Below are 24,489 nucleotides of genomic sequence, written 5' to 3' on the forward strand. Positions count from 1 at the left end.
CCGGCGCCGTGGCCGTGCACCGCATCGACGCCCCGGGCGACCCGGGCCTGCAGCCCGAGCGCACCGCGCTCGCCTGGGGACGCACCTCGCTCGCGATCGCCGTGAACGCACTGCTGTCGCTGCGCGCCGGCCTCGTGCTCGGCGAGGGCTCCCTCATCGCCGTCGGCGCACTGCTGTTCGCGGCGGCCGGTGCGACGGTCGCCGTCGCGGCGGTCAGGCGCCGCCAGCTCTCCGGGGCTATCCTGACCATCACCCCGCCGCGCTGGGCGCTGCCCGGCGTCGCGGCGGCCACGGTGCTGGCGACCCTCGCCGGGATCGCCTCGGTACTCGTCGAAGGAGGCAGCGGATGACCGACTGGCATCCCGACGCCGACGACGACCGCCCCGTCCGCACCGAACGGCGGCGGCGCCTCCTGCGGGCGGCCGTGCTCGTCGCCCTCGTCGCGATGGTGCTGCCGATCGTGCTCTCGGCGTTCGGCGTGGCGCGCTCCGCCGCCGAGCGGGCCTGCGCGACCTACGCCGCCGACTTCTCGGCGGACGCGTCGGGGCACGTGTCGTTCGACCTGCTCGCCGAGGGCGGGCCGGGATGGCTCTGCTTCGCGCGCCCGGCCGGCGCCGGTCACGACACCCTCCTCGGCAATCTCGGCCCGATGCCCGGCGCGCCGCGGAACGCGCCCGGCCGCGACGCCTGAGCGGACCTCACCCCTCGAGCAGCCGCTCCTTCACCTGGCGACGGATCACCTTGCCGATGAGCGACCGCGGCAGGTCGTCGACCGCCACCACGCGACGCGGCACCTTGTAGGCCGTGAGGCGCTCGCGCGCGACCGACCGGATGGACTCGACGTCCAGCGAGGCGCCGGGCCGCAGCACGACCGCGACGACGACCTGCTCGCCCGACCGCTCGTCGGGCAGGCCGACCACCGCGCAGTCCTCGACGTCGGGGTGATGGCGGATGGCGTCCTCCACCTCGCTCGGCGCGACGTTGAAGCCGCCCGTGATGATCAGCTCCTTGATGCGGTCGACGATGGTGACGAAGCCGTCGTCGTCGATCGTGACGATGTCGCCCGTGCGGAACCACGGCGCACCGCCCGCGGGATCGTCGACGAAGACCGCCGCGGTCTCCTCGGGCTTGTGCCAGTAGCCCTGGAACACCTGCGGGCCGCGCACGACGAGCTCGCCGCGCTCGCCCGCTGGGACGTCGCGCGTGGGCTCGTCGGGGTCGACGACACGGCACTCGGTGTCGGGCAGCGGCAGGCCGACGGTCCCGGCTCGCCGGGTCGGCGCGACGGGGTTGGCCATGAGGACGGGCGAGCACTCCGACAGGCCGTAGCCCTCGACGAGGTACCCGCCGGTCTGCGCCTCCCACGGCTCGACGACCTCGGCCGAGAGCGGCATCGCACCCGAGATGGCGATGCGGATGCCCTGCAGCGACACGCCCTGCTCGACGGCCGCCTTGGTGAGGCGCTCGTAGATCGGCGGGACGGCGGGCAGGAATGTCGGCGGGCGCTTCCGGACGACCTTCAGCACCAGCTCGGGATCGAAGCGCGGGAACAGCACGAGGCGTGCGCCCATGCTCATCGCGAAGGTCAGGCACAGCGTGAGCCCGTAGGCGTGGAACATCGGGAGCACCGCGTAGACCACGGACGTGCCGCGCTCGATCTCGGGCACCCACGCGCGGGCCTGCGCGGCGTTCGCGAGCAGGTTGGCGTGCGTCAGCGTCGCGCCCTTGGGGTTGCCGGTGGTGCCGCTCGTGTACTGGATGAGCGCGACGTCGCCGACGTCGGGCGCGCGCAGGTGCGGGGCGATGCGATCGGAGGCGACGAGCTCCGGCCACGTGACGGTGTCGTGCACCGGCGTGGTCAGCGCCGCGCGGGCCTCGCGCGCCCTGGCGATCGGCAGCCGGAGTGCGGCGCGCGTGCCGAACGGCATCGCCCGGGTCAGGTCGACCGAGACCACGTGGCGCATGGCGAGGTCGTCGGGGAAGTCCTGGATGGTCGCGACGACCTTGTCCCACGCGATCACGACGCGAGCGCCGTGGTCCTCGAACTGGTGGCGCAGCTCGCGCGCCGTGTAGAGCGGGTTGTGCTCGACGACGATCGCGCCGAGTCTGAGGATCGCGTAGAACGCGACCACGTGCTGCGGGCAGTTCGGCAGCACGATGCCGACCGGGTCGCCCTGCTGCACGCCCAGCCGCCGGAGGCCCTCGGCCGCGCGCTCGACCTGCTCGAGCAGCTCGGCGTAGGTCGTGACCCGGCCGAAGAACTCGAGCGCCGGGCGGTCGGGATACTCCGCGGCCGACGCCTCGATCAGGTCGACGAGCGAGCCGGCGGGCGCGGGCAGCTCGTGCGGGACGCCCGGCGCGTAGCTGCGCAGCCAGGGCTTCGCCGCGGCATCCGACATGCTCAGGCCGCCCCGTCGAACATGCTCGTCACCGAGCCATCGTCGAAGACCTCGTGGATGGCGCGCGCCAGGAGGGGCGCGATCGGCAGCACGGTCAGGCGATCCCAGCGCTTCTCCATCGGTACCGGGAGCGTGTCGGTGACCACGACCCGGTCGATGAAGTCGGACTGCAGGATCTCGACGGCGGGGTTCGAGAACACGGCGTGGGTCGCCGCCACGACCACGCCGGTGGCGCCGTTCTTCTTCAGGGCCTCGGCGGCCTTCACGATGGTGCGGCCGGTGTCGATGAGGTCGTCGACGAGCAGGCACACGCGACCCTCGACCGTGCCGACGATCTCGTGCACCGAGACCTGGTTGGGCACGAGCGGATCGCGTCGCTTGTGGATGATGGCCAGCGGCGCGCCGAGCTTGTCGGACCAGATGTCGGCGACGCGAACGCGACCCATGTCGGGCGAGACCACGGTGAGGGTCTGCGGGTCGAGGAGCTTGCGGAAGTGCTCGAGCAGCACGGGCATCGCGAAGAGGTGGTCGACCGGCCCGTCGAAGAAGCCCTGGATCTGCGCGGCGTGCAGGTCGACCGACATGATGCGGTCGGCGCCGGCGGCCTTGTAGAGGTCGGCGACCAGGCGCGCCGAGATCGGCTCGCGGCCACGGCCCTTCTTGTCCTGGCGGGCGTACGGGTAGAACGGCGAGACCACGGTGATGCGCTTGGCCGAGGCCCGCTTGAGGGCGTCGACCATGATGAGCTGCTCCATGAGCCACTCGTTGATGGGTGCCGCGTGCGACTGGATGACGAACGCGTCAGTGCCGCGCACGCTCTCGTCGAAGCGGGCGTAGAGCTCGCCGTTGGCGAAGGTGCGCGCGTCGGTGGGCATGAGCTCGGTCCCGAGCTCCACCGCGATCTGCTCGGCGAGCTCGGGGTGCGCGCGCCCGGAGACGAGCACGAGGCGCTTCGATCCGGTGGTCTCGATTCCCGACATGTGTGCAGTCCTTCCCACCGGAGTCCTTCTCAGTCCTGGCCCTGCTCGCCGGCCTCCGCAGCGGCGGAGGCCTCGCCGCCCGCCGGCGCCGCCTGCGCGGCCTCCGCGGCCTTCGTGCCCGCGCGATGCGTGAGGACCCAGCCGTCGAGGTTGCGCTGCGGCGCCACGTTCACGGCGAGCGCACCGGCCGGCACGTCCTTGCGGACGACCGTCCCCGCCCCCGTGTAGGCGCCGTCCCCAATCGTAACGGGCGCGACGAACACCCCGTGCGAGCCCGTGCGCACATGCGAGCCGATCGTGGTGCGGTGCTTGTTCACGCCGTCGTAGTTGGCGGTGATCGAGCCGGCGCCGACGTTGGAGCCCTCGCCGATCTCGGTGTCGCCGATGTACGAGAGGTGCGGCACCTTGCTGCCCGTGCCGATGTGCGCGTTCTTCGTCTCGACGAAGGTGCCGATCTTGCCGTCGGCGTCGAGCACCGTGCCGGGGCGCAGGTAGGCGAACGGCCCGACCGAGGCGCCCGGCCCGATGACGGCGAGCGTCGCATCGGTGCGCTTGACCTCGGCGTTCGCGCCGACCTCGCAGTCGACGAGGGTCGTGTCGGGGCCGACGACCGCGCCGGTCGCGATCGCCGTCGCGCCCTTCAGCTGCGTGCCCGGGCGGATGGTGACGTCGGGCTCGATGCGCACCGCCAGGTCGATCCAGGTCGTCGCCGGGTCCTCGATCGTGACACCGTTCAGCTGCCAGCCGCGCACGATGAGCGCGTTCAACCGCGCGGCCGTCTCGGAGAGCTGCGCACGGTCGTTGATGCCCGCGACGAGCCACGACTCCGAGACCGGGCGCGCCTTCACCTCGGAGCCCGCGGCGCGCAGGTGCTCGATGACGTCGGTCAGGTACTTCTCGCCCTGGGAGTTCTCGGTGGTCAGGTTCGCGAGCTGGTCGCGCAGCGCGTTGACCCCGAACGCGTAGACGCCCGCGTTGACCTCGTCGATCGCGAGCTCGTCCTCGGTCGCGTCCTTCTGCTCGACGATGCGCGCGAACGCCCCGTCGGCGGTGCGCACGATGCGGCCGTAGCCGCTCGGGTCGTCGTAGCGGGCCGAGAGCACGGATGCCGCGAGCCCGTCGGCGCGGTGGCGCTCGAGCAACTCGCTGAGGGTCGAGGCGTTCAGGAGCGGCACGTCGCCGTTGAGCACGAGCACCTCGCCGGCGAAGTCGGACGGGAGCGCCTCGACGGCCTGCTCGACCGCGCGGCCCGTGCCCGGGATCTCGTCCTGGTCGACGATGATCGCGCCCGGCAGTTCGGCCTCGATGGCCTGCGCGACGCGGTCGCGCTCGTGCCGCACGACGGCGACGACGTGCGCCGCATCGAGCGCCCGCGCGGTCGCCAGGACGTGCGCGATGATCGGCGCGCCCGCGAGCGGGTGCAGGATCTTCGGGGTGGTCGACTTCATCCGCGTGCCCTGGCCGGCGGCGAGCACGACGATCGCGAGGTTGTTGTCCATGCTCCGCCACCAGGATTCGAACCTGGTCCTCACAGCTCCAAAGGCTGTCGTGCTGCCGTTACACCATGGCGGACCGCGCCCGGGCGCAGGCGTCGAAGCCTGCGGGCGCCGCCGTCAAGTCTGCCATGGTCGCGCCGGCGTGCAGGGACGGTGCGGGGACCCGGATCACCCGGCGAGCTGGTCGGCGATCCGGTCGGCCCAGCCACGGATCTCGTCCCAGTCGCGACGGTCCTGGAACTGCTCGGGGGTGTTGCGCACCATGGCCTTCTCGATGAACCCGTCGGGTTCCTCCGGCAGCCGGCCGCCGAACACGACGTGCTCGCGCACCCCTGCGGCCTCGGCCTGCTCGATGACCTTCCGCGGCTCGAGCCACGTGTCATCCTCGGCTGGCGCGTCATCCTTCGGCTCGCCGACCGGCCCCGAGCTGAACACCCAGAACGGCATCCTCGCCAGGCGGTCGCGTTCGTGCGAGAGGAAGCGGCGCGCCTCACGGCGCCAGCGACCCGCATACGTCGCGCTTCCCAGCACCACGGCGTCATATCCCTCGGCGGTCGCGGCGCTCGCCTCGACGGCGTCGGCCTCGTGCCCGCGAGCACGCAGTTCCCCGGCCACGGCCTCGGCGATCTCGGCCGTGGAATGGTGCTTGGTCGCGTACGCGACGAGGACCCGGGCCACGCGTCGATGCTGGCACCGAAGGTCCGACGCGGTGAGGACCTTCGTCCCTGCGAGCCTCGCCGGTGACCTGCTGCCACAATGGGCGGGTGACCGACAGCGACGAAGTGGACCGGATCGTCGAGGACTGGGAGCGCGAGCGACCCGATCTCGACTTCGCGCCGCTGCAGGTGTTCTCGCGCGTCGGTCGGCTGGCCAAGCTGCTCGACCGTGCGCGCAAGCAGGCGTTCGAGCGGTCAGAGCTCGAGTCGTGGGAGTTCGACGTGCTCTCCGCGCTGCGGCGTGCCGGCGCGCCGTTCCGCCTGCCGCCGAAGGCGCTGCTCGCGCAGACGCTCGTGTCGAGCGGCACCATGACGAACCGCATCGACCGGCTCGTGGCCCGGGGGCTCGTGACCAGGCAGACCGATCCGCACGACGGTCGCGGCATCCTCGTCGAGATGACGCCGGCCGGACTCACGCGCGTGGATGCCGCGATCACGCGGCTCGTCGACGCCGAGGCCGAACTGCTCGCGGGCCTGCCCACGGCGGAGCAGCGCCGGCTCGCCGCGCTGCTGCGCAAGCTGTCACTCGGCTTCGCCTGACGCGCCGGCCGGCGCCCCGCCGCCCTACCGGCGCAGCACCTTCCGGGCGAGCCAGTTGCCGAGGTACTGCACGACCTGCACGAACACCACGATGAGCAGCACGGCCGCCCACGTGACGACCGGCTCGAACTGCCGGTAGCCGTACAGCTGCGCGAAGTAGCCGAGGCCGCCGCCGCCGATGAGGCCGGCCATGGCCGACATGTCGATGACCGCGATCACGATGAACGTGTACCCGAGGATCAGCGGCCCGAGCGCCTCGGGCACGACCACGGTGCCGAGGATCCGCCAGGGCCCCGCACCCATCGACCGGGCCGCCTCGATGACACCGGGGCGCACCGTGATGAGGTTCTGCTCGACGATGCGCCCGATCGCGAACGACGCCGCGAGCGAGAGCGCGAAGATCGCGGCATCCGTGCCGATGCCCGTGCCGATCACCGCGCGCGTGAGCGGCTGCACCGCGGCGATGAAGATGATGAACGGGATGGGTCGGAAGAAGTTGATGACGACGTTGAGCACGTTGTTCACGACGGAGTTCGGCAGCAGCCCGCCCCGGCGCGTCACGTACAGGCCGACGCCCAGCAGGAATCCACCCGCGCCGCCGAAGAGCATCGTGAGCGCCACCATGTAGAACGTCTCGGCCGCGGCCGTCCAGAACTCGGGAGCCAGTTCGATGAGCGCATCCATCAGCGGGCCTCCGTCACGTCGGCGTGGTCCGAGATCGTCGCGATCGCGCGGTCGATCGCGGCATCCTCGCCCCGGATCGCCAGGGTGAGGTGACCGAATGCGCGGCCGCGGATGTCGTTGATGCCGCCGTAGACGAGCTCGAACTCGACCCCCGCCTCGGCGAGGTCGAGGAAGACGCGCGCCTGCGACGCGTCGCCGTCGCGGAACGAGCACGTGACGATGCGCCCCTCGTGGCGCTCGCGCAGCACCGCGAGCTCGGCCGGCGACGGCACGCCCTTGATCACGGTGCCGACGAACCGCTGCGACGACGGATGGCTCGGCCGCGAGAACACGTCGAACACGTCGCCGTGCTCGATCACGCGCCCGCGGTCCATCACCGCGACCTTCGTCGCGATCGTCTGGATCACGTCCATCTCGTGCGTGATGACGATGATCGTCACGCCCTGCTCCTCATTGACGCGCTTGAGCAGCGTCAGCACCTCGTGCGTGGTCTCGGGGTCGAGCGCGCTCGTGGCCTCGTCGGCGAGCAGGATGCGCGGGCGCGTCGCGAGGGCGCGCGCGATGCCGACGCGCTGCTTCTGCCCGCCGGAGAGCTGGTCGGGGTGGGCGGCGGCCTTGTCGGCGAGCCCGACGAACTCGAGCAGCTCGTCGACGCGGGCCCGGATGTCGGCCCTCCGCCAGCCGGCGACCTTCAGCGGGTAGGCGACGTTGGCGCGCACGGTCTTCGCGTCGAACAGGTTGAACTGCTGGAAGATCATGCCGATGCCGAGGCGGATCGCGCGGAGCTCCCGCTCGCGCAGGCCCGTGATCTCGCGGCCGTCGATCCGGATCGAGCCGCTCGTCGCGGGTTCGAGCGCGTTGACGAGCCGAACGAGCGTGGACTTGCCCGCGCCCGAGTACCCGATGATGCCGAAGACGGCGCCCGCCTCGATGTCGAGCGAGACGTCGTCGACGGCGACGACCGGGTCGGCCTTCCGGTCGGCCGCCGGGTAGGACTTGGTGACGTGCTCGAGGCTCACGAGCGCCATGGGGAACCTCCTCCATGCACGCCGCAGCGGGCGGAGGGCGCCGGATGCGGCGACCTCCGCCCGCGGGCGTGCCGTGATGATGCGGACGTGGCGGGCGGGGCCGACTAGCCCTGGGCCCGGGTGTCGTCCTCGACGTCGGCGAGCGACGCCTCGAGGTCGGCGACCGGGGTGGTCAGCGGCACCGCGGTGTCGCCCGAGGACTCGAGCAGGCCGGCCTGCACGTCGGGGTCGGTCTGGAAGATCTCGACGAGCTTCTTGTAGGTCGCGTTGTCCTTGTCCTCGGCGCGCGCGGCGAAGATGTTCACGTACGGCAGCGCGTTCGGGTCGGACGGGTCGTCCTTGGCGATCGCGTCGGCGAAGGTGAGGCCGGCGTCCTCGACGAAGTCGTTGTTGATCACGGCGGCCGCGACATCCGGCAGGCTCGTCGGGGTCAGCGACGCCTCGAGCGGCGTGACCTTCACCTTCGACTTCGCCTCGTCGATGTCGGCGACGGTCGAGAAGATCGAACCGCCGTCCTTCAGCTCGATGAGGCCGGCCGACTGCAGCACCAGCAGGGCGCGCGCGAGGTTCGAGGGGTCGTCGGGCACGGCGACGGTGTCGCCGTCCTGGATGTCGTCGACCGACTCGACCTTCGTCGAGTAGAGGCCCAGGGGGTAGATCGCGGTCGCGCCGATGGGCGTGAGGTCCTCGTCGGCCGACACGTTGTAGTCGGCGAGGTACACGATGTGCTGGAACTGGTTCAGGTCGAGCTCGCCCTCGCTGAGCGCGGGGTTCGGCTGCGCGTAGTCGGCGAAGTCGACGAGCTCGATCTCGATGCCGGCCTCGGCCGCGGCCTCCTCGAAGGCGGGCCACTGCGGGTCGGACTTGCCGACGACGCCGATGCGGACGACGTCGTCGCCGCCCTCGGCGCCGGCGCCCGAGGCGCAGGCCGACAGGGCGATGACGAGGGGCGCCGCCGCGAGGGCGGCGAGGATCTTGGTTCGGGTGCTGGGCATGGCGGTGCGGTTCCTTTCACGTGGGCGCGCGCGACCGACTGCCGGATGTGGCGTGGTGAGACGGCACGGCGATGCCACCGGGTTTGGCGGTGGGGGCTTCGATGCCGCGATCGCGGGCGCACTTCCACGTTAGGCGAAGCATCTGCGCCGTATTGACCACGTGGTCATCGGGCGTCACAGATCCTTCGGCGTCAGCCCTCGAGCTGCTCGGATACTTCGAGCCAGCGCGTCTCGAGGTCGGCCACCGCGGTCTCGAGCGCCGTGAGCTCGTCGCCGAGGGCGCCGAGCCCGACGTAGTCGGACTGGTCGTGGCGGGCGAGCTTCTCGTGCTGCTCGGCGATCTGGCCCTGCAGCTTCTCGAGGCGGCGGTCGATCGACGCGAGCTCCTTCTCGGCGGCGCGCCGGTCGGCGCCGGCGAGCTGCGCCGCTGCGGCCGGCGCCGCAGGCCGCGGAGCCGACGGCTCAGCCGCACGCGTCTCGAGCCCCTGCCTGCGCAGCTCGAGGTACTGCTCGACGCCGCGCGGCAGGTCGCGCAGGTGCCCGTCGAGGATCGCCACCTGCCGGTCGGTGACGCGCTCGACGAGGTACCGGTCGTGGCTCACGACGAGGAGCGTGCCGGGCCACGCGTCGAGGAGGTCCTCGATCGCGGCGAGCATGTCGGTGTCGAGGTCGTTCGTGGGCTCGTCGAGGATCAGCACGTTCGGTTCCTGCAGCAGGATCAACAGGAGCTGGAGCCGCCGCTTCTGCCCGCCCGAGAGGTCCCGCACGGGCGTGGCGAGCTGCTGACTCGTGAACCCCAGCCGCTCGAGCAGCTGCCCCGGCGTCAGCTCGACGGCCTTCGAGCCCGACCCGACGGTGTAGCTCGTGCGCTGCGCCGCGACCACGGCGCTCACGCGCTCGTCGGCCCACTCCGCAAGCTCGGCGAGCTCCTGGCTGAGCACCGCGATCTTCACGGTCGTGCCGCGCTTGACCCGGCCGGTCGTGGGCTGCACCTCGCCGGTCACGAGCTTCAGCAGCGTCGACTTGCCCGCGCCGTTCACGCCGAGGATGCCGGTGCGCTCGCCCGGCGCGATGCGCCACTCGAGCTCGTGGAGCACCGTCCGGACCGCGCCATCCGGCGCCGGGTACTGCACCGACACGTCGAGCAGGTCGACCACGTCCTTGCCGAGCCGCGACACCGCGAGCCGGTTGAGCTCGACGGGATTGCGCACGGGCGGCTCGTTCTCGATGAGCTGGTTGGCCGCCTCGATGCGGAACTTGGGCTTGCTGGTGCGCGCGGGCGCGCCGCGGCGCAGCCACGCGAGCTCCTTGCGCATGAGGTTCTGGCGCTTGGCCTCGGATGCCGCGGCCATCCGGTCGCGCTCGACGCGCTGCAGCACGTACGCGGCGTAGCCGCCCTCGAAGGGCTCGACGAGCCGGTCGTGCACCTCCCACGTCGCGGTGCACACCTCGTCGAGGAACCAGCGGTCGTGCGTGACGACCACGAGCGCGCCGTCGCTCGCCGCCCATCGGCCCTGCACGTGCCGCGCGAGCCAGGCGATGCCCTCGACGTCGAGGTGGTTGGTGGGCTCGTCGAGGAACAGCACGTCCCAGTCGCCCACGAGCAGCGCCGCGAGGCCGACGCGGCGGCGCTGGCCGCCCGAGAGGTCGCCGACGAGCCCATGCCACGGCACATCCGCCAGCAACCCGGCGATGACGTCGCGCACCTTCGCATCGCCCGCCCAGACGTGCTCCTCGATGCCGCCGACGACGGCCTCGGCGACCGTCAGGGCCGGGTCGATCGCGTCGGCCTGGTCGAGCATGCCGATGCGGATGCCGCGGCGCACCGTCACGCGACCGCCATCCGGTTCGAGCCGCCCGGCCAGCAGCTTCAGCAGCGTCGACTTGCCGTCGCCGTTGCGCCCCACGATGCCGATGCGGTCGCCCTCGTCGATGCCGAGGGTGACCTCGTCGAAGACGGTGCGCGTGGGGAACTCGAGGTGCAGGCGCTCGGCGCCGAGGAGGTGTGCCATGTGCCTCCCAGCCTACTTGGCCGCGCTTCGCGCGCTCCGCCCCGGGCCCCCGCCGGGCGAGAGTATGCCGAACGACGGCGACGCCGCCGCGTCGGCGTCGTTCGGCATACCTCGTCGCGCACCGGGATGCTCGGATCGGCGATCGGCGATCGGCGATCGGCGATCGGGCGCGGATCGCGCGGCGCGCGGCGGGGGCCGGCGGATCGTCAGGGACCCGCGGGCGGCGCGCCTCGGCGGGCGCCGGGGCGCCATCCTCGCGCGCGGAGTCGCTTGGCGACGCGGTCCGCGAACTCGGCCGAGTTCCGCAGTCGCCCGTCGGCGCTCACGTCGTCGGCGGTCGCCTGCACGATGAGCCAGCCTGCGTCGAGCAGCCGTTCGAGACGCCGCACGTCCGAGCGGTACCGTGCAGGATCCCGGTGCAGGTCGCTCTGGTACTCGATGCCGACTCGGTACTCGGCGAATCCGAGGTCGACCATGGCGACCGCGACGCCGTTCGCGTCGGACACGACGAGATTCGGCGTCGGCTCCGGCAACCCGGCCCGCAGCAGGTCGAGCCGCATGAACGTCTCGCGGCGTGACAGCGAGCCGTACCGGACGAGCGCGAGAGCGGCCCGCAACCGTATCGCCCCTCGACATCCGCGATGACGCCGGATGGCGGCCTCGAGCTCCGACCTGGTGCAGAGCGCCGCCGATCGGCCGGAGGGTTCCTGCCCGGTCACGAGGAAATCACCGACCGCGACGAGGTCGTCGACCTCGAGCAGGCTGGCGAGCTGGCACCACGTGTCGGCGGGCGAGGCGAGGCGCAGGCCGCCGAGCGCCACGACGCCGAGTCGGTCGGCGCGCACGACGTGGCCGACCACGCCCGACGCGAGCGGGCGCGTCGACCCGGGAGCGACGGCGACGTGGAGGCGCAGGTCGCGCTCCAGGCGGTGCGGCAGCGGCATACCCCAGAGCAGCGCGGCCGTGACATGACTGAACACCTGCCGCGGCGGCATCCGCTCGGCGTAGGCCAGCGCGCGGCTCGCGACGGTCTCCGGGACGCCGACCCCCTGGCGGACCCCATGGAACGGGCGCCGCAGGTCCTCGGCATCGAGGCGGCTCGGATGGACGCCGGCGAGTCGCGCCCGCTCCACGGTGAAGGCCGAACGGGTACGGAGTTCAGGGGGCAGGGGCCGGGGCGCGCGCACGCCGTCAGCCTGCACCGCGCGGCGCCGGAATGCGTCCGCTTGTCCACATGCGGCATCCCACCGCGCGGCGAGAGTATGCCGAACACCGGCATGGAGGTCGTCTCGGCGACGTTCGGCATACTCTCGCCGCCATGGTGGGGGCGGGTGGGCGAGGGATGGGAGGGGAGCGGCGGGATGGCGGGGCGCGGAACGGGCGGAGGGCGGAACGGGCGGGGCGCGGGGCGGAACGAGCGCGGCGCGGAAGGGGCGCGACTCAGCGGGTGAGGACGCGGGCGCCGTGCACCGGGCCGTGCACGTGCACCGCGGTCAGGCGGGACGCCGACAGCGCGACCTGCAGCTCGATCGCGGAGTCGGCGTCGTCGACCAGGAACGCGACCGTGGGCCCCGACCCGGAGACGATCCCGGCGAGCGCGCCGTTCGCCTCGCCGAGCTCGAGGATCCCGGCGAGCCCCGGCGCGAGCGAGAGCGCCGCGGACTGGAGGTCGTTGTGCAGGGCGCTCGCGAGCCGGCGCGGATCGCCCGCGCGCAGCGCCTGCAGCACCGCGAAGTCGACGGTGGGCGAGTCGAGCCCGACCGCGACGCCGTGCGCCTGGTCGCGCCACGACGACTCCAGTCCGGCGTCGCGCCGCCGGTCGAGCTCGCGGTACACGGCGGGCGTCGAGAGTCCGAAGTCGGCGACGGCGAGCACCCAGTGGAACGACCCGGTCGCGAGCGCAGGGCTCAGCCGGTCGCCGCGTCCGGTGCCGATCGCCGTGCCGCCCGAGAGCGCGAACGGCACGTCGGCGCCGAGCGTGGCCGCGAGGGCGTGCAGGTCCTCCTTGGGCAGCGCGGTGCCCCAGAGCGCGTCGCACGCGACCAGGGTGGCCGCGGCATCCGCCGAGCCGCCGCCCATGCCGCCCGCGATGGGCACGTGCTTCTCGATCTCGAGGCGCACGCCGCCGGGCACGCCCACGTGGCGGGCGAGCAGCTTCGCGGCGCGGATCGCGAGGTTCGAGGCATCCGTCGGCAGCATCGACGTGTCGATCGAGCCCGAGAACTCGACCGAGAACTCGTCGTCGGGCCAGGCGCGCACGTCCTCGTAGAGCGAGACGGCCTGGTACGCCGTCGCGACGTCGTGGTACCCGTCGGCGGCGAGCGCACCGACGCGCATGAACACGTTGATCTTGCCGGGTGCCCGGACGTGGACAGCCGCGTCGGTCGCCGGGAAGGTCATGCGTCCACGCTAGGGCATGCGCTCAGCCGACGCGTGCCAGCCACTCGCGCATCGCGGCCTTGACGTCGGCGATGCGGGAGCCGTCGGGCATCCGGCCCCAGGTGAGCGAGATCGACGAGCGGCCGCCGTCGCGCGGGCTCGATCCGGCGAGCACGAACTCGCCGCCGTCGAGGTGGAACCGCGCGGTCGGATGGCGCGCGCCGGTGTTGCGCGCCAGCGGCTCGACACCGGTCTCGGCGGTCACCACGTCGGCGAGCGCATCGAGCGCGGCGACGGGTTCGAGCGGCACGGTGCGCGACACGCTCGCCTCGAAGCTGCCGTCCTGTCGCTGGCCGGGGTCGCGGATGCCGCGGGCCTGCTCGTACGCGACGGTGACGTGCTGCGACCACCACGGGTCGACGCCCTGGTCGCCCGCGAGCCAGGCCGCGATCTCGGCGTGCCGCCATTCGGCCGCGCCGACGTCGTCGAGCGTCGCGAACCAGTCCTCGCGCGAGCGGCCGGTGGCCTCGCGCACGGAGCGGTCGCCGGCCGCGTCGCTCGAGCTTCCGATGCTGCCGTCGGTCATGCCCACACGGTACTCCCGCGCCGGGCGCCCGTGCAGGGGGTCGCGCGGCGGGCGTCGACGGGCTAGACGGGCCCGGGACCGACGACGCGGCCCGGACGGACGACGCGCGGGCGCCGACCACACGTCGGGGCCGACTACGCGGCGGGCGCGGATGCCGCGGCGCGTGCGACGCGTAGGAAGTCGTGCGCGGCGAGCTGCTCGCCGCGCGACTGCGGGTCGACGCCCGCGCGCTCGAGCACCGCGCTCGCGGCGGCGGCCGATCCGCCGAGCACGCCGGAGAGCGACTGGCGGAGCATCTTGCGCCGCTGCTGGAACGCGGCGTCGACGATCGCGAACACCGCGACGCGCTCGGCCTCGGTGCCGGGCGGATCGCCGGGCGCCTGGCCGCGCTCGAAGCCGACGAGCACCGAGTCGACGTTCGGCACCGGCCAGAACACCATGCGCGAGACCTGCCCGGCGATGCGCCAGCGGCCGTACCACGCGGCCTTGACGCTCGGCGCGCCGTAGACCTTGGATCCGGGCTCGGCGGCGAGCCGGTGCCCGACCTCGGCCTGGACCATGACGATGCCGGAGCGCAGCGACGGGAACCGCTCGAGCAGGTGCAGCAGCACCGGCACCGAGACGTTGTAGGGCAGGTTGGCGACGAGCCGCACGGGTTCGCCGGGCAGCTCGGTCACCCGCAGGGCGTCGTCGTGGACGACGGTGAGATGCGTGCCGGGCTGCATGAGGCTCACGGTGTGGGGCAGTTGCTCGGCGAGCCGCCGGTCGATCTCGACCGCGATGACGTCGGCGCCCGCCTCGAGCAGCCCGAGGGTGAGCGAGCCGAGGCCCGGGCCGATCTCGAGCACGGTCTCGCCGCGTTCGACGCCGGCGGCCTGCACGATGCGACGCACGGTGTTGCCGTCGTGCACGAAGTTCTGGCCGAGCTTCTTCGTCGGGGTGACCTCGAGCAGCTGGGCGAGGTCGCGGATCTCGGCGGGCCCGAGCAGGCGCGGCGTCGGGTCGTCGCCGTCGGCCTCGTGCCGATGCGCGTTCACGCCGTCCTCCCCCGCACGGTCTCGATCGTGCGCCAGGTCGCGCCCGCTCGGGCCGCGGCGCGCCGTGTCACGCCGATCCCGGTTCGGCGTCGGCGGCGTGGGCGGCGGCCTCGGCGGCGCCCCCGGCGGATGCCGCGAGCCCGTCGCCCCACGACCCGTACGCGCGAACGGTGTTCGCCGCGACTGCCGCGCACACTTCGTCGAGGTCGGCCCCGAGCACCCCGGCCATGAACCGCATGGTGTGCGGCACGAGGTAGGGCGCGTTGGGGCGCCCGCGCAGCGGCACGGGCGTGAGGTAGGGCGCGTCGGTCTCCACGAGGATCCGGTCGCGCGGCACCACGCGCAGCGCCTCGCGCAGGTTCTCGGCGTTCTTGAACGTGATGTTGCCCGCGAACGAGCAGTACCAGCCCTCGGATGCCGCGAGGCGTGCGAGCTCCTCGCCGCCCGAGAAGCAGTGGAAGACGGTCACCTCGGGCGCGCCGACGCGCCGCAGCACGGCGACGACCTCGTCGTGCGCGTCGCGGTCGTGGATCTGCAGCGCGGCGCCGTGGCGCTTGGCGATGTCGATGTGCGCCTCGAACGAGCGGAACTGGGCGTCGCGGCCCCCGTCGCCGGTGCGGTAGAAGTCGAGTCCGGTCTCGCCGACGGCGCGCACGCGCGGCTGGGCGGCGAGCTGGTCGATCACGGCGAGGGCCGCGTCGAGCTCGCCGCGCGCGTCGAGCTCGGGCGCCTCGTTGGGGTGCAGGGCGACCGCGGCGAGCAGGCGCGGTTCGCGCGCCGCGAGCTCGGCCGACCAGCGGCTGGTCGCGACATCCGTGCCGACCTGCACCGCGCCGGCCACGCCGACGGTGGCCGCGCGCTCGAGGTGCTCGTGCGCGGTGAGCGGCAGCGCGCCGTCGGCGATCTCGAGGTGCGTGTGGTTGTCGTAGACGGGCACCGCGAGCGGTTCGGGCGGCGGCGGGTACTCGGCGGCGCGGCCGCCGTCGGAGCGGGTGCGCAGGTGCGCGGCCCCGTCGGTCACTCGGCGACCTCGACGCGCGGGAACAGCGGCTCGAGCGCCGACACCCGCGTGCCCGCGGGCCATTCGAACGCACGGTCGATGCGCGCCTCCTGCACGGTGCCCGGGGCGCCGAGCGCGGTCCACAGCTTCGCGGTGGCCTTGGGCAGCACGGGCGAGAGCAGCACGGCGAGCGTGCCGAGGCCGTGGTACGCCGTGGCGAGCACGGTCTCGAGGCGCTCCCGCTCGTGCGGGTCCTTCGCCAGCGCCCAGGGCTCCTCGGCGGTCAGGTAGCCGTTCAGCGCGTCGACGAGCGTCCATGCCGACGCGATGGCCTCGTGGATCTGCAGGCGCTGGATCGCCGCCCACGCGCCATCCGTCGCCTCGCGCCCGATGCGCACGATCTCGCGGTCGGCCGCGCTCGGCTCGCCGCCCGCGGGCACCTCGCCGTCGCAGTACCGCCCGATCATCGCGATCACGCGCGACGCGAGGTTGCCGAAGCCGTTCGCGAGCTCGGCCTGGTAGCGCGCGGCGAGGTCCTCCCACGAGAACGAGCCGTCCTGGCCGAAGTGGATCGCGGAGAGGAAGTAGTACCGGAACGCGTCGGAGCCGAAGGTGTCGGTGATCTGCGCGGGCGCGATGCCCGTGAGCTTGGACTTCGACATCTTCTCGCCGCCGACGAGCAGCCAGCCGTGGCCGAAGACCCCGCGGGGCACCTCGAGCCCGGCGGCCATGAGCATGGCCGGCCAGATGACGGCGTGGAATCGCAGGATGTCCTTGCCCACGATGTGCTGCGCGGGCCAGCGGCGCGCGAACTCGGCGTCGTCCTGCCCGTACCCGGTCGCGGTGATGTAGTTCAGGAGCGCGTCGAACCACACGTAGACGACGTGCGACTCGTCCCACGGCACCTTGACACCCCAGTCGAACGTGGACCGCGAGATCGAGAGGTCCTCGAGGCCGCGGCGCACGAAGCTGACCACCTCGTTGCGCGCCGACTCGGGCTGCACGAACTCGGGGCGCGACTCGTACAGCTCGAGGAGCTTGTCCTGGAAGGCCGACATCCGGAAGAAGTAGTTCTTCTCGTGCAGCAGCTCGACGGGCTTGGAATGGATGGCGCAGACCAGCTGGCCCTCGTACTCGCCCGTGCCCTCGACGAGCTCGGACTGCTGCTTGTACTCCTCGCAGCCGACGCAGTAGTACCCCTCGTACTCGCCCGTGTAGATCCATCCCTCGTCGAAGAGGTGCTGGAGGAACTTCTGGACGTTGACCTCGTGCCGCTCGTCGGTGGTGCGGATGAAGTCGTCGTTGGCCACGTCGATGGTGTCGAGCAGCGGCTTCCACGCGTCGGCGACGAGCTTGTCGGCCCACTCCTTGGGGCTCACGCCGTTGGCGGTCGCGGTGCGGAGGATCTTCTGGCCGTGCTCATCGGTGCCCGTCAGCATCCACGTGTCTATGCCCGCCTGCCGGTTCCACCGGGCGAGCACGTCGGCCGCCACCTCGGTGTAGGCGTGGCCGATGTGGGGCACGTCGTTGACGTAGAAGATGGGCGTGGTGATGTAGAACGAGGAGGCGTCGGCCATGCGGACAATCCTACGGGCGCCCGCACGACCGAGACGCGCGGCGGATCAGCCCGCAGGCGGGACCGCGGCGGCCGCCGCGACGACCTGCGGGATGGGGCCGGTGCGCAGCCGGCGCGCACGGCCGTCGCCGATCACGGGCGGCAGCACGTCCTCGACGGTGACGCGGTCGTGCGGGGTCGGCACCCCGATCGTGACGTCCTGCTGCTTCAGCCGCGCCGGCTTGACCTTCTGCCCCTTGTACTCGACGAGCTTCATGCCGATCACGATCTTGCCGGCGGAGTCCCGGTGATCGAGCTGGCGGTAGGCGTCGCCGATCTCGCCGAGCGAGAAGACGTCGGCGATCGGCAGGCGCACCTGCCGGTCGGCGACCAGCTGCGCGACCCGGCCGAGCGCGATCGTGTCGCCCGCGTAGAGCTTCACGGCGTCGTGGTCCTCGACCGCGGCCCAGTCGGTGGTGGTGAATACGCGCGTCGGGGCCACGCCGAGCTCGGCCGCCTCGTCGGCCTGGCCCCCGAGGAAGTCGAGGAACGCGGTGACGGGCGTGTCCGTGATCGCGCGCACGCGCTCCGCGAGTCCGGGCCCGTAGCCGACCGGGACCACGCCGAACTGTCGCACGAAGTCGAACCGCTCGTCCGCCGTCGAACCGATGACCTCGGCGCCGCGCGCCTTGGCGAGCTGCGCCGCGAGGCAGCCGATGCCGCCGGCCGCGGCCGTGATGACGACGAGGTCGCCGCGGCCGAGGTTCAGGCTCTCGACCGCGCCGAGCGCGGTGGTGCCGGCCACGTAGAGCGACCCGGCGACCTCCCACGAGAGCGAGATCGGCTTGGGCAGCAGCTGCCCCTCGGGCACCACGACGTGCGTGGCCTGCGCGCCACGGGCGACGTAGCCCATCACCTCGGCGCCTCGGCGGAACCGCGTGACGCCCGGGCCGACGCCCGCGACGACCCCCGCGAACTCGCGCCCCTGGCCGGATGGGAACTCGACGGGCCACCGATCGGCGTTGGTGCCGAGCCGCACGGCGGTCTCGACCGGCGAGATCCCGGCCGCGTAGACCTCGACGAGCACCTCGCCCGGTCCGGGCTCCGGCGTCGGGACCTCCTGGATCTCGAGCACCTCCGGCCCGCCGAATGCACTGAACCTCACTGCCTGCGCCATGCCACACCCCCGAAGACTTCGCTGTCGGGGTCATCCTGAGCACAACGGGTGGGAGCCGCTTGGGAACCGGCTGTGATTCCGATGCAAACGCATCGAGGCGGCCCGGATGGATCCGCCCGGCGCCACCGCTCAGTCGCGGCGCTCTTCCGCGGCGTCCGTCGCCTCCCCGCGACGGGCGTCGCGCTCCTCGCGCTCGGCCCGGTGCCGGGCGCGGACGCGACCGTCGCCGATCACGGGCGGCACGGACTCCTCGACGTCGATGTGCCCGTGCGGCGTCGGCACGCCGAGCGTGACGTCCTGCTCCTTCACATCTGGCTCGCGGACCCGCTGCTGCTCGTAGTGCACGACGTGGAACCCGAGCACGATCTTGCCGGGGGCGTCGCGCCGGTCGAGCGCGCGGTAGGCGTCGGCGACGCGCTCGACGGGGAACACGTCGGCGATCGGCAGCCGCACGCGGTGCGCCGCCACGAGGTCGGTGACCCGTCGCAGCGCGACCAGGTCGCCCGGCTCCACCGCGGCGATCCCGTGCTGCTCGACCGCCGCGCGGTCGAGCACGGTCACGATCCGGGAGGGCGACACGCCGAGCGCGATGCCCTCCGGCGCCTCGCCGCCGAGGAAGTCCAGGAACGCCGTGACCGGCCCGGGCGCGCGTTCCCGGACCCGCGCGGCGAGCCCGGGACCGTAGCCGAGCGGGATGATCCCGTACTGCGCGAGGAAGTCCAGCCGGGCGTCGGCGCTCGTGCCGACCACGGTCGCACCCCGCAGGAGCGCGAACTGCGCGGCGAGGCATCCCGCGCCGCCGGCCGCGGCCGTGACGACCACCGTGTCGCCGGGCGTGAGGGCGAGCCCCTCGACGGCCGACCACGCCATGGTGCCGGCGGTGTAGAGCGAGCCCGCCACCTCCCACGGCACCGACGCGGGCTTGCGCATGAGCTGGCCCGCGGGCACGACGACGTGCGACGCCTGCGCCCCGGCGTCGACGTAGCCCATGACCGCATCCCCCGCGGCGAAGCCCGTGACGCCCGGACCGACCGACGCGACCACGCCGGCGAGGTCGCGGCCCTGTCCGCGCGGGAATCCGTCGTCGCCGGGCGTCCCGTCGCCGCGCCGGGTCACGCTCTCGATGGGATTCAGGCCGGTGGCGAAGACCTCGACGACGACCTCGCCGTCGCCGGCCTCCGGCATCGGGACCTCCTCGACGGCCAGGACGTCGGGCCCGCCGTAGCGGTGGTACCGGATCGCATGAGCCATGTCGCACCTCCCCCGTGCGCTGACTCGATTCTCCTCCCACGCGGCGCGAACCGCGAGGGGCACGAGGACCGCCGGGCCGTGGGGGCGGAGTCAGTCGCGACGCGCCGCGAGCGCCGCCTCGTAGAGCTCGCGCTTGCCGATGCCGGTCTCGGCCGAGACCGTGCTCGCCGCGTCCTTCAGGCGGGCTCCGGATGCCGCGAGCTCCAGCACGCGCGCGAGGGCCGCCGCCGGATCGGCCGGCGCCGCCTCCGCGGCTCCGCCGACCACGATGCAGATCTCGCCCCGCACGCCCCCGGCCGCCCACTCGACGAGCTCGTCGAGCCGCCCGCGACGCACCTCCTCGTGCAGCTTCGTGAGCTCGCGGCAGACCGCGGCGGGGCGGTCGGCACCGAACGACTCGGCGAGCGCCTCGAGGCTCGCGTGCAGCCGCGACGGCGCCTCGAAGAAGACGAGCGTGCGGCGGTCGCCGGCGAGGTCGGCGAGTCGTCGCATCCGCTCGCCTTGCTTGCGGGGCAGGAACCCCTCGAACGCGAACCGGTCGGTGGGCAGGCCCGACACGGCGAGCGCGGTGATCACCGCGCTCGGCCCGGGGATGGCGGTGACCTCGACGCCCGCCTCGACCGCGGCCTGCACGAGCGGGAACCCCGGGTCCGAGACGGTCGGCATGCCCGCGTCGCTGAGGACGAGGACGTCGCCATCGCGCGCGAGCTCGATGAGGTCGGCCGCGCGCGCCCGCTCGTTGTGCTCGTGCAGGGCGATGAGCCGCGGCCGGTTCGCGATGCCGAGCGCGGCGAGCAGCCGCTGGGTCACGCGCGTGTCCTCCGAGGCGACCACCTCGGCCTCCGCGAGGGCCTGCCGCAGCCGGGTCGAGGCGTCGCCGAGGTTGCCGATGGGCGTGGCCGCGAGGATGATCACGTCTCCCAGTCTGTCGCACCGGCCGCTCGGGACGCGCGGCTACAGTAAGGCGCATGGGTGCGAACGGGGCGGATGCGCTGTCGCCGCTCCCCCCACCCGAGGCACCGGCGGCCGCGGGAGCCCGCACGCCGTCGCCCGTCGACGAGCCGCGCGGCAGCCGCCTCGACGCCTGGTGGTCCCGCCTCATGTCGACCCCGCGCCGCCGGGCGCTGTGGTACTGGGGCGGCCCGGCGCTCGTGACCCTGCTCGCCGCCGTGCTGCGGTTCTGGAACCTCGGGCATCCGCACGCGATCGTCTTCGACGAGACCTACTACGTCAAGGACGCGTGGACGCTGCTGCACCACGGCTACGAGTCGACGTGGCCCGAGGGCGCCGACGAGGACTTCGCGCGCGGCGACACCGACCTCTACTCCGATGCCCCGTCGTACGTGGTGCACCCGCCGCTCGGCAAGTGGATGATCGGGCTCGGCATGGCCCTGTTCGGCGCCGACAGCGCGGTGTGGTGGCGCGCCTCGACGGCGCTGGCGGGCACCGTCGCGGTCTTCGCGCTGACCATGGTGGGCCGGCTCCTCTTCCGCTCGACGCTCGTCGCGGTGATCGTCGGCCTGCTGTTCGCGATCGACGGCAACGCGATCGTGATGAGCCGGGTCGCGCTGCTGGACAACTGGGTCATGTTGTTCTGCCTGCTCGGCTTCTGGTTCGTGCTGCTCGACCGCGCGCGCACCGCCGCGCGCCTGGCCGCGCGGCTCGGGGACGATCGCGCCGCCGGGCTCGACCCGCACGCGGGGCCCGTGATCTGGGCGCGGCCGTGGGTGATCGCCGCGGGCGCCGCGTTCGGCGCGGCCACGGCCGTGAAGTGGTCGGGCCTGTACTTCATCGCGGCCTTCGGCGTGTACCTCGTGCTCGTCGACGCGCTCTCGCGCCGCCGGATGGGGCTGCCGTTCTGGATGACGGGCGCCGTCCTCAAGCAGGGGCCGGCGACCTTCCTGCTCTTCGTCCCGGTCGCGGCGGCCGTGTACCTGGCCTCGTGGACGGGCTGGCTCGTGACCGACGGCGGCTACTACCGGCACTGGGCCGACGAACCGGGCAACGCCGCGACGGGCGCGTGGGCCTGGGTGCCGCACTCGCTGCAGAGCCTCTGGCACTACCACCAGGCGGCCTACGGCTACCACCTCGGCGTGCACGCGACGCATCCGTGGCAGGCGAACCCGCTCACCTGGCCGCTCATGCTGCGGCCGACGAACATGTACTTCTCGTCGGCGACCGACGGCACCGCGGTGTGCGGCGCCGACGAGTGCTGGTCGTCGATCATGGGCATCGCGAATCCCCTGATCTGGTGGGGCGCGACGCTCGCGACGCTGTACGTGGCCTACCGGTTCGCGCGGTACCGCGACTGGCGGCACGGCGCCATCCTGATCGGCGTCGCCGCCGGTTACCTCCCGTGGCTGCTCTACCTCGGGCGCACGGTGTTCCAGTTCTACACGATCGCGTACGAGCCCTATGTCGTGCTCGCGCTCGGCGCCGTGATCGCCCTCGTGCTCGGCCGGCCCGACGACCCCGAGTGGCGGCGCGTGCGCGGGCTCGCCACGGTCGGCGTCTACCTCGCGTTCGCGGTGCTGGTCTCGGCGTTCTTCTGGCCGCTGTGGACGGCGATGCCGATCACGCCCGACTTCCGGCAGCTCCATTTCTGGCTGCCGGGGTGGGGATGACCGCGCCGCGCGACCGGTGGGGCGAGCGGATGCCGGGCCTCGGCGTCGCCGCGGCCGTCGCCGCCGGTGCCTGGCTGGTCCACCTGGCCGTGCCGGCCGTCCCGCTCCTCACGATCGCGGTGGCCGCGGGCATCACGGTCGCGCAGGTCCCGCGTGCCCGCGAGGCGCTCGACGGCGTGCTCCGGCCCGGGCTGGCGTTCGCCGCGCGCACGCTGCTCCGAGCCGGCATCGTGCTGCTCGGCCTGAAGCTGAGCCTCGTCGACATCGCCGGGCTCGGCTGGGCGGGCGTCGCCACGACGGTCGGCGTCGTCGTGTTCGCGTTCCTCGGCACGTGGGCGCTGGGCCGGGCGTTCGGCCTGCCCGGCCGCGAGCCGCTCCTCGTCGCGAGCGGCTTCGCGATCTGCGGGGCGTCCGCGATCGGCGCGATGGCGGCTGCCACGCGGGCGCGCGACGAGGAGCAGGCCCATCCGGTGGCCCTCGTCACGCTGTGCGGCACGCTCGCGATCGCGGTGCTGCCCGCGCTGTGGCATCCGCTCGGCCTCGACGCCGAGCAGTTCGGCCACTGGGTGGGCGCCGGGGTGCACGACGTCGGCCAGGTCGTCGCGACCGCGCAGGTGGCCGGCTCGGCCGCGCTCGCCGTGGCGGTCGTCGTGAAGCTCACGCGCGTGCTGATGCTGGCCCCGATGGTCGCGATCGCGGCCTCGATCGAGCGCCGGCGGGCGACGGATGCCGCCGGCCCGCGTCCGGCGATCGTGCCGCTCTTCGTCGCGGGGTTCCTCGCCATGGTGCTCGTGCGCACGTTCGTCGCCGTGCCCGACGCGGCGCTCGTCGCCGCGGATGGCGCGCAGACGACGCTGCTCGCGATGGCGCTCTTCGCGCTCGGCTCCGGGGTGCGCGTGGCCGCGCTGCTGCGCACCGGCTGGCGCGCCGCAGCGGTCGGCCTCACGTCGTGGGTGCTCGTCGCGGCGCTCGCCTACGGGGCCGTGCTCGTGGCCTGATCGGCGGGCGCGGCCTGCTCGTCCGCCACGGGCGGCGTGGCCGGACGCTCGAGCACCCGGAGGGCGAGCTTGCCGCGCACGGCGCCCGACTCGAGCAGCGCGAGCGCCTCGGCGGCGCGGTCGAGCGGCAGCACCCGGTCGACGACCGGCCGCAGCGTGCCCGCCTCGGCGAGGCGGCGGAGCTCCTCGAGGTCGTCGCCGTTGCGCCGGGCCGCGAGCGGCCGGAGCCGCTGACGCGTGAACAGGTTCTGCGCGGAGGCCGCGATGATGCGGCCGAGCGGGCCGAACACGCGCGAGCCGTTCCCGGCCGCGACGACGAGCGTGCCGCGCGGGGCGAGGATGCGCCGGAGCGCGCGGAGCGACCGGTCGCCCGCGAGGTCGAGGATCGCGTCGTACCGCGTCGGCTGCTCGGTGACGTCGGTCGTGCGGTAGTCCACGACGTGGGTCGCGCCGGCCGCGCGCACGTGGTCGGCCTTCGCGGCGCTCGCGACGCCCGTGACCTCGGCGCCGAGCCCGGCGGCGAGTTGCACCGCGTAGGTGCCCACGCCGCCCGACGCGCCGATCACGAGCACGCGGTCGCCCGGCTTCACGTCGGCGAGGCGCAGCCCCTGCAAGGCCGTCATCGCCGAGACGGGGATGACGGCGGCGTGCTCGTCGTCGAGGTTCGCGGGCGCGGGCCGCACGTACGACGCGCCGACCACGACGACTTCGGCGAACCCGCCCTGGTCGGCCTCGACGAAGACCCGGTCGCCGACCGCGACCCCCTCGGCCCCGGCCCCGGTCGCGATGACCGTGCCGACGACGTCGCGGCCGATCGGCTTGCGCGGGCCGGTGCGTCCGAACACGGCCCGGATCATGAGCGGGTCGCCGCGCATGATCCGCACGTCGCCGGCGTGGACCGCCGCGGCGTGCACCCGGATCGCGACATCGTTCGCGCCGGGGGCCGGCTCCGGCACCTCCGCGACGCGGATCACCTCCGGGCCGCCGTAGCCCTCCTGGACGATCGCCTTCATGGTCCGTGCTCCTTCCGCG

The 24,489-nt window shown here is 73.4% G+C and carries 23 protein-coding genes and 1 tRNA gene; 5 read left to right on the plus strand and 19 right to left on the minus strand.

The features are described 5' to 3' along the window. The first annotated feature begins 8 nt into the window (after positions 1-8). Together JOD46_RS14540 and JOD46_RS14545 are read left to right on the plus strand one after the other, a co-directional pair. On the plus strand, positions 9-350 hold the full coding sequence (locus JOD46_RS14540; RefSeq protein ID WP_204395223.1) for a DUF202 domain-containing protein: 342 nt from the start codon (positions 9-11) through the stop codon (positions 348-350). Then, the gene (locus tag JOD46_RS14545; RefSeq protein ID WP_204395224.1) at positions 347-691 is read left to right on the plus strand and encodes a hypothetical protein; all 345 of its coding nucleotides are present in this window, start codon (positions 347-349) and stop codon (positions 689-691) included. The genes JOD46_RS14540 and JOD46_RS14545 overlap by 4 nt, the downstream gene beginning before the upstream one ends. Before the next feature lie 7 nt (positions 692-698). Here JOD46_RS14545 and JOD46_RS14550 read toward each other — a convergent pair whose 3' ends face one another. From JOD46_RS14550 to JOD46_RS14570, 5 genes are all read right to left on the minus strand, one after another. Further along, positions 699-2,399 carry a long-chain-fatty-acid--CoA ligase gene (locus JOD46_RS14550; protein WP_204395225.1) on the minus strand — a complete coding sequence of 567 codons (1,701 nt, stop codon included), beginning with the start codon at positions 2,397-2,399 and terminating at the stop codon, positions 699-701. Positions 2,400-2,401: 2 nt separating this feature from the next. Further along, complete coding sequence (locus JOD46_RS14555; RefSeq protein ID WP_204395226.1) at positions 2,402-3,379, minus strand: ribose-phosphate diphosphokinase; 978 nt, start codon at positions 3,377-3,379, stop codon at positions 2,402-2,404. Positions 3,380-3,408: 29 nt separating this feature from the next. Further along, entirely contained in the window at positions 3,409-4,878 is a 1,470-nt protein-coding gene (gene glmU / locus JOD46_RS14560) for a bifunctional UDP-N-acetylglucosamine diphosphorylase/glucosamine-1-phosphate N-acetyltransferase GlmU (RefSeq protein ID WP_204396712.1), read from the minus strand. A gap of 1 nt (position 4,879) precedes the next feature. Then, positions 4,880-4,951, minus strand: a tRNA-Gln gene (locus tag JOD46_RS14565). A 92-nt stretch (positions 4,952-5,043) separates the two neighbouring features. Beyond that, entirely contained in the window at positions 5,044-5,553 is a 510-nt protein-coding gene (locus JOD46_RS14570; RefSeq protein WP_204395227.1) for a flavodoxin domain-containing protein, read from the minus strand. Between the two features lie 86 nt (positions 5,554-5,639). Between JOD46_RS14570 and JOD46_RS14575 the strand changes: the two genes are divergently transcribed. Next, positions 5,640-6,131, plus strand: coding sequence for a MarR family winged helix-turn-helix transcriptional regulator (locus JOD46_RS14575; RefSeq protein ID WP_204395228.1), 492 nt, complete (start codon positions 5,640-5,642; stop codon positions 6,129-6,131). 24 nt (positions 6,132-6,155) lie between these two features. Here the strand turns inward: JOD46_RS14575 and JOD46_RS14580 are convergent, their stop codons facing one another. The 13 genes from JOD46_RS14580 to rsmI all read right to left on the minus strand — a co-directional run bounded on the left by JOD46_RS14580 (position 6,156) and on the right by rsmI (position 20,750). After that, positions 6,156-6,815 carry a methionine ABC transporter permease gene (locus JOD46_RS14580; protein WP_204395229.1) on the minus strand — a complete coding sequence of 220 codons (660 nt, stop codon included), beginning with the start codon at positions 6,813-6,815 and terminating at the stop codon, positions 6,156-6,158. Beyond that, positions 6,815-7,843, minus strand: coding sequence for a methionine ABC transporter ATP-binding protein (locus JOD46_RS14585; RefSeq protein ID WP_204395230.1), 1,029 nt, complete (start codon positions 7,841-7,843; stop codon positions 6,815-6,817). Before JOD46_RS14585 ends, JOD46_RS14580 begins: the two co-directional genes overlap by 1 nt. A 104-nt stretch (positions 7,844-7,947) precedes the next feature. After that, positions 7,948-8,838, minus strand: coding sequence for a MetQ/NlpA family ABC transporter substrate-binding protein (locus JOD46_RS14590; RefSeq protein ID WP_204395231.1), 891 nt, complete (start codon positions 8,836-8,838; stop codon positions 7,948-7,950). 191 nt (positions 8,839-9,029) lie between these two features. Beyond that, positions 9,030-10,850 carry an ABC-F family ATP-binding cassette domain-containing protein gene (locus JOD46_RS14595; RefSeq protein ID WP_204395232.1) on the minus strand — a complete coding sequence of 607 codons (1,821 nt, stop codon included), beginning with the start codon at positions 10,848-10,850 and terminating at the stop codon, positions 9,030-9,032. A 206-nt stretch (positions 10,851-11,056) separates the two neighbouring features. Then, positions 11,057-11,983 (minus strand): putative endonuclease domain-containing protein, encoded by a 927-nt coding sequence (locus JOD46_RS14600; RefSeq protein ID WP_204395233.1) that lies wholly within the window; start codon positions 11,981-11,983, stop codon positions 11,057-11,059. A gap of 307 nt (positions 11,984-12,290) precedes the next feature. Then, the gene (locus JOD46_RS14605) at positions 12,291-13,250 is read right to left on the minus strand and encodes a 4-(cytidine 5'-diphospho)-2-C-methyl-D-erythritol kinase (protein ID WP_204395234.1); all 960 of its coding nucleotides are present in this window, start codon (positions 13,248-13,250) and stop codon (positions 12,291-12,293) included. Between the two features lie 22 nt (positions 13,251-13,272). Continuing rightward, positions 13,273-13,815 (minus strand): hypothetical protein, encoded by a 543-nt coding sequence (locus tag JOD46_RS14610; RefSeq protein ID WP_204395235.1) that lies wholly within the window; start codon positions 13,813-13,815, stop codon positions 13,273-13,275. A 134-nt stretch (positions 13,816-13,949) separates the two neighbouring features. Continuing rightward, positions 13,950-14,852 (minus strand): 16S rRNA (adenine(1518)-N(6)/adenine(1519)-N(6))-dimethyltransferase RsmA, encoded by a 903-nt coding sequence (gene rsmA / locus JOD46_RS14615; protein WP_204395236.1) that lies wholly within the window; start codon positions 14,850-14,852, stop codon positions 13,950-13,952. Between the two features lie 67 nt (positions 14,853-14,919). Beyond that, complete coding sequence (locus JOD46_RS14620) at positions 14,920-15,873, minus strand: TatD family hydrolase (protein ID WP_307835057.1); 954 nt, start codon at positions 15,871-15,873, stop codon at positions 14,920-14,922. Continuing rightward, positions 15,870-17,429: a methionine--tRNA ligase gene (gene metG / locus JOD46_RS14625; RefSeq protein WP_204395238.1), complete on the minus strand. Its 1,560-nt coding sequence runs from the start codon at positions 17,427-17,429 to the stop codon at positions 15,870-15,872. Before metG ends, JOD46_RS14620 begins: the two co-directional genes overlap by 4 nt. Positions 17,430-17,474: 45 nt before the next feature. Beyond that, positions 17,475-18,572: an NADP-dependent oxidoreductase gene (locus JOD46_RS14630; protein ID WP_204395239.1), complete on the minus strand. Its 1,098-nt coding sequence runs from the start codon at positions 18,570-18,572 to the stop codon at positions 17,475-17,477. A 141-nt stretch (positions 18,573-18,713) separates the two neighbouring features. Beyond that, positions 18,714-19,835 (minus strand): NADP-dependent oxidoreductase, encoded by a 1,122-nt coding sequence (locus JOD46_RS14635; RefSeq protein ID WP_204395240.1) that lies wholly within the window; start codon positions 19,833-19,835, stop codon positions 18,714-18,716. 90 nt (positions 19,836-19,925) lie between these two features. After that, positions 19,926-20,750, minus strand: a complete 825-nt coding sequence (gene rsmI, locus JOD46_RS14640) for a 16S rRNA (cytidine(1402)-2'-O)-methyltransferase (RefSeq protein WP_204395241.1) — start codon at positions 20,748-20,750, stop codon at positions 19,926-19,928. Positions 20,751-20,803: 53 nt separating this feature from the next. Here rsmI and JOD46_RS14645 point away from each other — a divergent pair, with 53 nt between their 5' ends. Both JOD46_RS14645 and JOD46_RS14650 read left to right on the plus strand, forming a co-directional pair. Then, complete coding sequence (locus JOD46_RS14645) at positions 20,804-22,459, plus strand: dolichyl-phosphate-mannose--protein mannosyltransferase (protein WP_204395242.1); 1,656 nt, start codon at positions 20,804-20,806, stop codon at positions 22,457-22,459. Continuing rightward, positions 22,456-23,457: a YeiH family protein gene (locus tag JOD46_RS14650; RefSeq protein WP_204395243.1), complete on the plus strand. Its 1,002-nt coding sequence runs from the start codon at positions 22,456-22,458 to the stop codon at positions 23,455-23,457. Before JOD46_RS14645 ends, JOD46_RS14650 begins: the two co-directional genes overlap by 4 nt. Here JOD46_RS14650 and JOD46_RS14655 read toward each other — a convergent pair. After that, positions 23,433-24,470 (minus strand): NAD(P)-dependent alcohol dehydrogenase, encoded by a 1,038-nt coding sequence (locus tag JOD46_RS14655; protein ID WP_204395244.1) that lies wholly within the window; start codon positions 24,468-24,470, stop codon positions 23,433-23,435. The genes JOD46_RS14650 and JOD46_RS14655 overlap by 25 nt on opposite strands. Positions 24,471-24,489: the final 19 nt, after the last annotated feature.

This window comes from Agromyces aurantiacus (assembly GCF_016907355.1).
In the GTDB taxonomy this organism is placed as follows: Bacteria; Actinomycetota; Actinomycetes; order Actinomycetales; family Microbacteriaceae; genus Agromyces; species Agromyces aurantiacus.